Here is an 11,141-nt window from a genome sequence, read left to right on the forward strand (position 1 = left end):
TAGTTTTGTCTACTTTGATTGTAATCCTGTTCATTAATGAGGTGAAAGATGGCTCGGCCATTAACGGCGCATATTAATCTTGCTGCGATAAAGCATAACTATGACTTAGCTAAAAAATTACAGCCTAATGCTAAAGCTTTTGCCGTTGTGAAAGCCAATGCTTATGGACATGGTGCAGTTCAAGTTGCTCAGTATTTGGATGACTCTGTTGATGCATTTGCAGTCGCGGCAATTGAAGAAGCGCTCGAATTACGAGAAGCCAATGTCACATCGCCTATCCTTTTATTAGAAGGCGTTTTCGAAGCGTCTGAATGGCAAGTCTGTGAAGATTATGATTTCTGGGTGGCAATAGAAAATGAAATCCAACTAGAGGGCTTTTTAAGCTCTGGCGTTAAACTAGGTAAGGTTTTTCTTAAATTGGATTCTGGTATGCACCGTCTTGGTGTTCAACCAAGTGCTATTGCGCCTTATGTTACCCAATTGAAGTCTTGTGAAAGAATAGGTGAGCTGGTTTTGATGACACACTTTTCAAGTGCTGATGATCTTAATAGTCCAGCAACACACGAGCAATTAGATGTGTTTAAACAAACTCATGACGCTTTTTCTGAGCTAGAAGTTAGTGTGGCGAATTCGGCAGCGATACTTAAATGGGCATTGCCAGAGGGAGGTTGGATCCGACCAGGTATTATGCTTTATGGTATTTCTCCTTTTGATGAAATTAGTGCGCAAAGCTTAGGCCTAAAGCCTGCGATGACACTCACGAGCCAAGTTATCTCCCTTAGAGATATTGCTGATGGTGAAGCCGTAGGTTACGCCAGAGCATATGTTGCAAAAGGGCAAAGTAAAATTGCTACAGTGGCAGTCGGATATGGTGATGGCTACCCTCGTATGGCTGACCATCAAACGCCTGTTTTAGTTAAGCAAAATCCTTGTTGTATATCTGGGCGTGTTTCTATGGATATGATTACGTTAGATGTGACTTCTTTGCCTCAAACTCAAGTTGGTGATGAGGTAATTCTTTGGGGGGAAGGTAACCCTGTAGAAAAAGTTGCAGCCCATTCATCGACGATTGCTTACGAGCTTGTCACTCGAATGACGGGTAGAGCTAAGCGTCAATATCATAAATAGCGCCACTTCTTCTATCTGGCTCTCTTTTAGGTAAAAGTGAGTCAGACTTTTTACCTGAAAAACCTGCCTTTTTAAGTCGTTCTTTCCTGTTATTGCTCTGAAAAGCGCAATAAATGAAAAAAAACGCAAAAACACTCAGTTTCTTTTGAAAAGCACTGTATTTTCCGTGTACTATTTTGTGCTTTTCTGTCTTAACTTTTTCTCTGTATAAAGTCAGAGAAAACTAAATTTATCGCCCAAGAAACAATATAGAGTCTCCCCTGAAAATGAAGAGTTCAGAGCTACGCCAGTCATTTCTAAAATATTTCGAGAGTAAACAGCACCAAGTTGTTGACTCAAGTTCATTAATCCCAGGAAATGATCCGACCCTGTTGTTCACCAACGCGGGTATGGTTCAATTTAAAGATGTTTTCCTAGGTACTGATGATCGTTCCTACACACGAGCAACAAGTTCTCAGCGTTGTGTGCGTGCCGGTGGTAAACATAATGACCTAGAAAATGTAGGTTATACCGCTCGTCATCATACTTTTTTTGAAATGCTGGGTAATTTCAGTTTTGGTGATTACTTTAAAGAAGATGCGATTAAGTATGCTTGGGAGTTTCTAACTTCTGTCTTAAAGCTGCCAACTGAAAAACTACTTGTCACTGTATATGCTGATGATGATGAAGCATGGGATATCTGGGCTCAAAAAATCGGAGTGCCAGAAGATCGAATCATACGTATTGGTGACAATAAAGGTGCTCGTTACGCCTCAGATAATTTCTGGCAGATGGGTGATACAGGTCCTTGTGGTCCTTGTACTGAAATTTTTTATGATCATGGTGAGCATATTTGGGGTGGGCCTCCAGGTTCGCCAGAAGAAGATGGCGATAGATATATTGAAATCTGGAATGTGGTTTTCATGCAGTTTAACCGTGATGCAGATGGCAATATGAATCCATTAGCTAAGCCTTCCATTGATACTGGTATGGGCTTAGAGCGTATCGCTGCTATCTTGCAGGGTGTGCATAGTAACTACGAAATTGACATGTTCCAAAACCTGATTAAAGCTGCAGCTAAAGCTGTTGGAACTGATGATTTAGAAGCTCAGTCACTGCGTGTAATTGCTGACCATATCCGTTCATGCTGCTTTATGATTGTTGATGGCATAGTACCTTCTAATGAAGGTCGTGGTTATGTGTTGAGACGTATTGTTCGTCGTGCGATTCGTCATGGACACAAGCTAGGTCAAAAGCAAGCTTTCTTTAATACGCTTGTTTCTGCTCTGGTTGTTGAAATGGGTGATGCCTACCCTGAATTAGCGAAACTTGCAGACCGTATCCAAGCTATTTTGCTTAAAGAAGAAGAGCAGTTCGCAAAAACACTTGAGCAAGGTATGCGTATCCTTGATGAGGCAATTGCTGAGCTTGGGGATAAGAAAACAATCTCAGGTGAAACTGTCTTTAAGCTATACGATACCTACGGTTTTCCTGCCGATTTAACGAATGATGTTGCTCGTGAACGAAACCTTGATATAGATGATGAAGGTTTTGAGAAAGCAATGGAAGAACAGCGTAATCGCGCTCGTTCCGCAAGCCAATTTACTATGGATATGTCAGGCACAATTGAAGCAGGTGATACAGATTTCACAGGTTATAACGCTTTGGTAAGTGATTGTGTTGTAGAAGCGCTTATTCTAGGTGGTGAAAAAGTTGAAACACTAACTGCTGGCCAGTCTGGCATTATCGTTCTAAAACAGACTCCTTTCTATGGTGAGTCTGGTGGCCAGGTTGGTGACCAAGGTTGGCTTCGTGGTAATGGTGCTTTCAGCGTTACTAATACTACGAAACAGGGCAAAACGCACCTTCATCATGGTGAATTGCGTGAAGGTAGTGTGAGTGTGGGCGATACCTTGACTGCTGCTGTTGATGCCAGTCTGCGAGCTGCGACTGGGTTAAACCACTCTGCTACTCATTTGATGCATGAGGCATTGCGCCGTGTTGTGGGTGATCATGTTCATCAAAAAGGCTCTTTGTGTGATGCTGAGCGTTTACGTTTTGACTTCTCTCACTTTGAAGGTGTGACAGCAGCAGAAATAGAACAAGTCGAAGACATGGTGAATGAGCAAATTCGCCTTAACCATGAAGTTGTTACTGAAGTAATGGATATCGAAAGTGCAAAAGCCAAAGGCGCTATGGCCTTGTTTGGTGAAAAGTATGATAGCCAAGTGCGTGTATTGACAATGGGTAGCGATTATTCTGTTGAGCTTTGTGGTGGTACTCATGTTAAGCGTACTGGTGATATTGGTTTATTCAAAATAGTTGCAGAAAGCGGTATAGCTGCTGGCGTACGTCGTATTGAAGCTATCACAGGTAAGGTAGCTATTGATTATACCCGTGCAACCGATAAGTCAGTACAGCAAGTGGCAGCTTTGGTTAAAGGTAATAAAGACAATATGATCGAGAAAGTAACTGCGCTTTCGGATCAAAATCGAGCACTACAAAAAGAGCTTGATGTAATTAAAGCTAAGTTGGCTGCTCAAGCTGGTTCTGATTTAGCCTCTCAAGCAGTTGATATCGAAGGCGGTAAGCTATTGGTTGCTCAGGTTGATGTTGAGGATCCAAAAGCATTGCGTGACATGCTAGATGAGCTGAAGAGCAAACTAGAGTCTGGTGTTGTACTGCTTGCTAGTGTGAATGATTCAAAAGTAAGCCTGATAGCAGGTGTTACTAAAGAGTTGACGAAAAAGGTAAAAGCTGGCGATCTAATTAAGATGGTAGCACCTTTGGTTGACGGTCGTGGGGGCGGTCGACCAGATATGGCACAAGCTGGGGGTAATAATCCAGCAGGTTTGCCAGAGGCGTTAGCATCTGTTCAGCCTTGGGTCGTGAGTAAATTGTAAAAAAAAGCCGTTAAGGCAAATAATGTGGGTTTAAATAAAAAACTATGGCGTTGTTAGTTCAAAAATATGGCGGCACATCGGTAGGCTCTGTAGAGCGTATCGAGGCCGTAGCTGATCGAGTGCAAAGGCACCGTGAGCAAGGTGATGATGTAGTTGTTGTTGTCTCAGCTATGAGTGGCGAAACCAATCGTTTGGTCGCTTTAGCTAAGAGTATGCAAGAAGTGCCTGATCAAAGAGAGATGGATGTGCTGTTATCGACAGGTGAGCAAGTTACTATTGCTTTACTGTCTATGGCATTAAAAAATCGTGGTCTTGATGCTCGTTCTTATACGGGCTCTCAGGTGCGTATTACTACTGATAGTGCACATGGTAAGGCTCGTATTCAAGAAATTGATACAGAGGCTATGCGTACGGATTTAGATGCGGGCCGTGTTGTTGTGGTTGCTGGTTTCCAAGGGGCGGATGAGCTTGGCAATATCACTACCCTTGGTCGTGGTGGTTCTGATACAACAGGTGTTGCCTTGGCTGCTGCTTTGAAAGCGGATGAATGCCAAATTTATACTGATGTTGATGGCGTATACACGACTGATCCTCGAGTTGTAGATAGTGCTCGTCGTTTAAATAAGATTACGTTCGAAGAAATGTTAGAAATGGCGAGCTTGGGCTCAAAAATTCTACAAATTCGTTCTGTTGAATTTGCTGGTAAGTATCAAGTGCCTTTACGTGTACTTTCTAGTTTTACTGAAGGTGAAGGCACATTGATTACAACTGAGGGGAATGAAGATATGGAACAACCAGCTGTTTCTGGAATTGCGTTTAACCGAGATGAAGCTAAATTAACCTTACAAGGTGTGCCAGACATTCCAGGTATTGCCTCTAAAATCTTGGTACCTATTAGTGATGCAAACATCGAAGTAGATATGATTGTTCAGAATGTCTCAGCAGATGGAACAACAGATTTTACCTTTACTGTACATCGCAATGAATTTGATCAAGCGATGGAGATTCTGCAAGCTATTCAAGCTGAGCTTGGTGCACGTGGTGTTGTAGGTGATGCTAAAATAGCGAAAGTGTCTATTGTTGGTGTTGGTATGCGCTCTCATGCTGGTGTAGCGAGTACTATGTTTAAAGCGTTAGCTGATGAGTCTATTAATATTCAGTTGATCTCTACATCTGAAATTAAAGTCTCTGTCATTATCGATGAGAAATATATGGAGTTGGCTGTACGTTCACTTCACTCTTCTTTCGAATTAAGCGGAACAGGCGTTAAAGCTGAAGCTGAATAGTCGGTATCAGAGGCGAAATTAAGTATAAGCAAAAAGTCTAGGTGAAAATATTGGCGTATTTTTCATCTAGACGCTACAATTCGCTTTGTAAGTAATTTCTTACAAAGAAACGAGGTGATTTCCTCAAAATCGCTTCACTAAAGGATATTAAAGGAGAAACCTATGCTTATACTTACGCGCCGTGTTGGTGAAACTCTAATGGTTGGTGATGAAGTCTCTGTAACTGTACTTGGTGTTAAAGGTAATCAGGTACGCATTGGTATTAACGCCCCAAAAGATGTGTCTGTTCACCGTGAAGAAATCTACCTTCGCATCCAAAAAGAGCAAGATGAACAAGAAGTTGAAGATTAATTTAAAAAAAGTCTTTACATCTTAGAATAGCAATATATACTACGCCGCACTTGTTACGGAGAAGTTTTTTATTTCTCTTGTGCGTGTAACGGAGAGTTGGCCGAGTGGCCGAAGGCGCTCCCCTGCTAAGGGAGTATGGGTTAACACTCATCGAGGGTTCGAATCCCTCACTCTCCGCCATTTTTTCTGATGCATCCGTAGCTCAGCTGGATAGAGTACTCGGCTACGAACCGAGCGGTCGGAGGTTCGAATCCTCCCGGATGCACCATTTAAAATGACGAAGTTCTTCTAGAAAATCCAGTTCTAGATTATTGGTAAGTTTCTGTTGTGCATCCGTAGCTCAGCTGGATAGAGTACTCGGCTACGAACCGAGCGGTCGGAGGTTCGAATCCTCCCGGATGCACCATTTACTCCCCACCTCGTAAACCTAGCAATTTACAAAAAAAGATTACTGCATCCGTAGCTCAGCTGGATAGAGTACTCGGCTACGAACCGAGCGGTCGGAGGTTCGAATCCTCCCGGATGCACCATTCTTTCTTTTCAAAAGTATTTTCTTTTTCTCAAGCTCAACAAAACTGTTTTCCTGTTTTCCTGCCTTTTATTCTGTGCCTATCAGTTGTATTTCTATCCGAGTGGTCACAAGTAATAACTTTGTGATTTCTAGGTTTTGAACTTGGGGTGAGTTGGACCGGATAGAGAGAGCGATGTTTATCTGATAGGGGTGCGGACTAGATAGCCATCCTTGGCTGGTTAATGCTATTTGATGTAGTTTTCTACTTGTTGGAAGAACTCGCTAGCAGAATGGCTTTGTCTGAGAGGTTTCAGGTTTTGCTCAATAACAGGGAAGTGTTTTCTTAAGCTGCCGCACCATTGTTTTAGTCTGCCGAGTTTAGGGACTTCATCATAATGGCCATCTAGTAACTTGTAGTAGCTTTCGAACAGTTCAGGTAGTTGTTGGCTATAGTCTATAGGAGCAAGGCCTGAGAGTGTTTGTCTGATTTCTTGGAAAACAAAAGGGTTTTCTAATACCCCTCTGCCTATCATAAATTCATCACAGCCAGTGATGGCCTGACAGGCAAGTAAAGACTTGATGCACTTGATGTCTCCGTTGGCAACAAGATGCATGTTTGTTCTCGATTTGATCTGACCTATTTTTTCCCAGCGAGCAGGTGGCTTGTAGCCATCCTTCTTAGTGCGCCCATGTATTACAAGTTTGGTTGCACCTGCTTTTTCTATAGCATCTACGTTTTCAAAAAGTAGGCTTTCATCTTCAAAACCTAATCTGATTTTTGCTGAAAGAGGGATGTGTTCGGGAAGTGCAGTTCTGATTGCGCTGACAATTTCATATAGATTATCGGGGCTTTGTAATAAGAAGGAGCCTCCGCCGTGGCCGTTTACTCTTTTTGCAGGACAGCCAAAGTTGATGTCTATATGTGTTGCGCCTGATTGAATGGCATTAAGTGCGCTTGAAGCCATAGTTTCAGGATTGCTACCAAGCAGTTGGGTGTGTACTGGGTGGTTATAGGTTGTATGGGCTTGATGAATGTTTTCCGGCACCATTCTGGTGAATGTGTGTGCTGGTACTGGATATTGAGTTACCCGCACAAATTCGGATACAAAGTAGTCCATTCCACCGATTTTAGACAAAAGTTGGCGCATGGTATGTTCCATAATGCCTTCCATTGGTGCTACTGCTAGTCGAGGTTGGGTGTTTTTTGAACTGTTGTGGGGCGGAATTGGGGTATTGAGTCGTGTGTGTATCACAAATAACCAAACTGTTATGCAAAAAAAATATGAAACTGTTCTGGTTTGTGGTAAAAATGAACACAACCAAATACAAGTAGTCTGCTGCTGATGTGAATATGATCACATAAGTGGACTTCAAGCAAGATGATTAACCTTTAGCCAGGGGGATAAAATGAACACATTAGTTGAAGACGGTTTAGGATTGATGATTTTAGGAATGGGATTTGTATTCACATTTCTAGTGATTCTGATTGTTGCGACTACTTATATGTCGTCTTTGTTAAATAAGTATTTTCCTGAAGCTGAGCCTGAGGTTCAAGCTAAGAAATTTGCAGCTCCTACGCCAGCACCTGCTGGTACTGTTGATGCGACATTGACTGCAGTCATAACTGCGGCAATTCATCAGCACAGAGCTAAATCACAATAATATAATTCTAACTTAACTATCTACACCATTTTTAGAGGCTGAAATTATGACAACAAGCAAGCAACCTCTTGGCATTACTGATGTTGTGCTTCGCGATGCTCATCAATCTTTATTTGCAACACGTCTACGTATCGATGATATGTTACCGATTGCAGAAAAGTTGGATCAAGTAGGTTATTGGTCGCTTGAATCTTGGGGCGGCGCTACGTTCGACTCCTGCATTCGTTTCATTGGCGAAGATCCATGGGATCGTATTCGTGAATTGAAAAAAGCCATGCCAAATACACCACAGCAAATGTTGCTACGTGGTCAAAACTTGTTGGGCTATCGCCACTACGCAGATGACGTAGTTAATAAATTTGTTGAGCGTGCAGCTACAAATGGCGTAGATGTGTTCCGTATCTTTGATGCCATGAACGATCCACGTAACCTAGAAACTGCAATTAAAGCAGTTAAAGGTATGGGAAAACATGCGCAGGGTACTATCTCTTATACAAAGAGTCGTGTTCATACTACTCAGAACTGGGTTGATTATGCGAAACAATTAGAAGACATGGGTGCTGAATCTATCGCGATCAAAGATATGTCAGGTATCTTGACGCCTTATGATGCATTTGAATTGGTATCGCTGCTGAAAGCGCAAACAGATTTAGAAGTTCAGCTGCATGCACATGCTACTTCTGGTTTGTCAGATATGACAATCCTTAAATCTATTGAAGCTGGCATCGACCGTGTTGATACAGCAATCTCTTCTATGTCGATGACTTATGGACATAGTGCGACTGAGTCAGTTGTTGCTGCGCTTCAAGGTACTGATCGTGATACAGGTTTAGATCTTGGCTTACTTGAAGAAATTGCAGCTTACTTCCGTGATGTTCGTAAGAAGTACGCTAAGTTTGAGGGTTCTCTACGTGGCACAGACTCTCGTATCCTAATTGCTCAAGTTCCTGGTGGCATGTTAACTAACATGGAATCACAGCTTAAAGAGCAGGGTGCTGCAGACAAGTTTGATGATGTACTGGCTGAAATTCCGCGTGTACGTGAAGATCTTGGGTTGATTCCTCTTGTAACGCCAACATCACAAATTGTAGGTACTCAAGCAGTACTGAATGTTTTAACTGGGGAGCGTTATAAATCAATTTCGAAAGAAACAGCAGGTATTCTTAAAGGCGAATATGGTGCAGCTCCTTCTGAGTTTAATGCTGAGCTACAAGCTCGAGTGTTGGATGGTGCTGAAGCAATTACTTGTCGTCCAGCTGATTTGCTTGAAGCTGAAATGGATAAGTTAACAACAGAACTTGAAGATATTGCAAAAGAGAAGGGCTTGAAGCTTTCTGGTGAGCAAATTGATGATGTTCTAACTTATGCTCTATTCCCTCAAATTGGTCTGAAGTTTATTGAAAATCGTGATAATCCAGATGCATTTGAGCCAGTTCCTGGTAGTGAGCCTGAGGTTGCATCTACACCATCTGCTACTCCTGGTGAAGCAAGTGTTTACACTGTAAGTGTTGGTGGTCAGGAGTATGTTGTTCAAGTTGCCGATGGTGGTGATGTGACAAATATCCAGCCAACAGGTGCTGCACCAACTGCGGCTGCTACAGTAGCTGCTGCGCCAGCTGCTTCAGGTGAACCTGTTCCCGCACCACTTGCTGGTAACATCTTTAAAATCCTAGTATCTCCAGGTCAACAGGTTGAGGAAGGTGAAACTATCTTCATCCTAGAGGCAATGAAAATGGAGACTGAAGTCTCTGCACCTAAGAGCGGTGTTATTGGGAATATCCAAGTTAAAGAAGGTGACTCTGTTCAAGTGGGTCAAACCTTAGTTACTCTGTAGAGGTTTCGTTAGAATGGAAAGTAAATTACTTAACCTGTATCACGATACAGGTATCTACCAGCTTGAATTTGGTCAAGCGGTTATGATGGCGGTGGGACTTTTGTTGGTATACCTCGCCATAAAGAAAGGTTTTGAACCTTTGCTTTTATTGCCAATTGGTATCGGAGCCATTCTTGTTAACATTCCTGGTGCCGGCTTTATGTCAGCGCCAGTATATGATGCAGCAGGGCACTTGGTTACTCCAGGTGGTCTTCAATACTACATTTATCATGGTGGTATTGAGACAGGTTTGTTCCCCTTGCTCATCTTTATGGGGGTTGGTGCCATGACGGATTTTGGTCCTATGCTGGCTAATCCAAAAACGCTTCTATTAGGGGCGGCGGCACAATTTGGCATCTTTGCAACGGTAATTGGTGCAGTAATGCTTGGTGCATTTGGTATCATGGACTTTACTCTCGCTGATGCCGCAGCTATCGGGATTATCGGTGGAGCGGATGGCCCTACAGCTATCTTCGTTGCTAGTCGATTGGCACCTGATTTATTAGGGGCTATTGCCGTAGCTGCATACTCATATATGGCATTGGTGCCTCTGATTCAGCCACCTATAATGAGAGCGCTTACTACTCAAGAAGAACGTGCGATCAAAATGGTGCAACTACGTCATGTCACTAAAACTGAAAAGATTGTTTTCCCAATTGTAGTGACAGTTTTGGCTGCGGCGTTCTTACCATCAGCAGCACCACTATTAGGCATGTTCTGCTTTGGTAACCTAATGAAAGAGTCTGGTGTTGTTGATCGTCTGAGTGACACAGCGCAAAATGCTTTGATTAACGTAGTAACTATTATGTTAGGTCTAGGTGTTGGTTCTAAGTTAAGTGCTGAAGACTTCTTAAATGTTGAAACTTTAGGGATCCTGTCTCTTGGTTTGGTTGCCTTCTCTATCGGTACTGCAACAGGTGTGTTGATGGCCAAAGCATTGAACAAGTTCTCTGCGCACGATATAAACCCATTGATTGGTGCAGCAGGGGTATCCGCTGTTCCAATGGCTGCTCGTGTTGCGAACAAAGTTGGTCTGGAAGCGAATAAGCAAAACTTCCTACTTATGCACGCCATGGGGCCAAACGTAGCGGGTGTAATCGGATCTGCAGTAGCAGCGGGTGTTATGCTTAGTTATGTAGGTGGTTAGTTATTTGGTTGCTGAGTTTTCTTAGCTAGCCTGCCTTTATAGCAGGCTTTTACGGCCAATTTAAAAAAGGGAGCTCAGGCTCCCTTTTTTTATGGGTGAATTCCATTGGGTTGATACTTTGTTTGTTTGCTAGAGCTTAATTGTGGTGGCAACTTGCTTAAGATTTGGCTGTTTAGCTTAATAAATGTACATAAAGGCTAGCTTTGTTGACTAAATTGTTTGATAAGTAATCAAACTTATGGTTTGTGGCTATTTATTTGAATTAATTCAGAAAAATAGTAAAAAGCGCTTGCCATAAAAT

At 42.5% G+C, this 11,141-nt stretch carries 8 protein-coding genes and 4 tRNA genes; 11 read left to right on the top strand and 1 reads right to left on the bottom strand.

Features of this window, described 5'->3' with window-relative positions:
- The first annotated feature begins 48 nt into the window (after positions 1-48).
- From alr to TW85_RS14650, 8 genes are all read left to right on the top strand, one after another.
- Positions 49-1,128: an alanine racemase gene (gene alr / locus TW85_RS14615; protein ID WP_046017876.1), complete on the top strand. Its 1,080-nt coding sequence runs from the start codon at positions 49-51 to the stop codon at positions 1,126-1,128.
- 266 nt (positions 1,129-1,394) lie between these two features.
- Positions 1,395-4,010, top strand: a complete 2,616-nt coding sequence (gene alaS, locus TW85_RS14620) for an alanine--tRNA ligase (RefSeq protein WP_202904866.1) — start codon at positions 1,395-1,397, stop codon at positions 4,008-4,010.
- 44 nt (positions 4,011-4,054) lie between these two features.
- Entirely contained in the window at positions 4,055-5,296 is a 1,242-nt protein-coding gene (locus tag TW85_RS14625) for an aspartate kinase (protein WP_046017878.1), read from the top strand.
- Positions 5,297-5,458: 162 nt separating this feature from the next.
- Complete coding sequence (csrA, locus tag TW85_RS14630; protein WP_046017879.1) at positions 5,459-5,647, top strand: carbon storage regulator CsrA; 189 nt, start codon at positions 5,459-5,461, stop codon at positions 5,645-5,647.
- Between the two features lie 90 nt (positions 5,648-5,737).
- Positions 5,738-5,827: transfer RNA gene (locus tag TW85_RS14635), tRNA-Ser, on the top strand.
- Between the two features lie 11 nt (positions 5,828-5,838).
- Positions 5,839-5,915: transfer RNA gene (locus TW85_RS14640), tRNA-Arg, on the top strand.
- Between the two features lie 61 nt (positions 5,916-5,976).
- A tRNA-Arg gene (locus tag TW85_RS14645) sits at positions 5,977-6,053 on the top strand.
- Between the two features lie 47 nt (positions 6,054-6,100).
- A tRNA-Arg gene (locus TW85_RS14650) sits at positions 6,101-6,177 on the top strand.
- Between the two features lie 226 nt (positions 6,178-6,403).
- Here the strand turns inward: TW85_RS14650 and TW85_RS14655 are convergent.
- Positions 6,404-7,330, bottom strand: a complete 927-nt coding sequence (locus TW85_RS14655; protein WP_046017880.1) for a tRNA-dihydrouridine synthase family protein — start codon at positions 7,328-7,330, stop codon at positions 6,404-6,406.
- Positions 7,331-7,565: 235 nt separating this feature from the next.
- On the opposite strand from TW85_RS14655, the gene TW85_RS14660 reads away from it, so the two are divergent.
- From TW85_RS14660 to TW85_RS14670, 3 genes are read left to right on the top strand one after another with little or no spacing between them, the layout of a single operon-like run.
- Positions 7,566-7,820: an OadG family protein gene (locus TW85_RS14660; RefSeq protein WP_046017881.1), complete on the top strand. Its 255-nt coding sequence runs from the start codon at positions 7,566-7,568 to the stop codon at positions 7,818-7,820.
- A 46-nt stretch (positions 7,821-7,866) separates the two neighbouring features.
- Positions 7,867-9,654: a sodium-extruding oxaloacetate decarboxylase subunit alpha gene (oadA, locus tag TW85_RS14665; protein WP_046017882.1), complete on the top strand. Its 1,788-nt coding sequence runs from the start codon at positions 7,867-7,869 to the stop codon at positions 9,652-9,654.
- 13 nt (positions 9,655-9,667) lie between these two features.
- Entirely contained in the window at positions 9,668-10,840 is a 1,173-nt protein-coding gene (locus TW85_RS14670) for a sodium ion-translocating decarboxylase subunit beta (protein ID WP_046017883.1), read from the top strand.
- Positions 10,841-11,141 lie beyond the last annotated feature (301 nt).

The sequence above is a fragment of the Marinomonas sp. S3726 genome, assembly GCF_000967665.1.
Taxonomy (GTDB): Bacteria; Pseudomonadota; Gammaproteobacteria; order Pseudomonadales; family Marinomonadaceae; genus Marinomonas.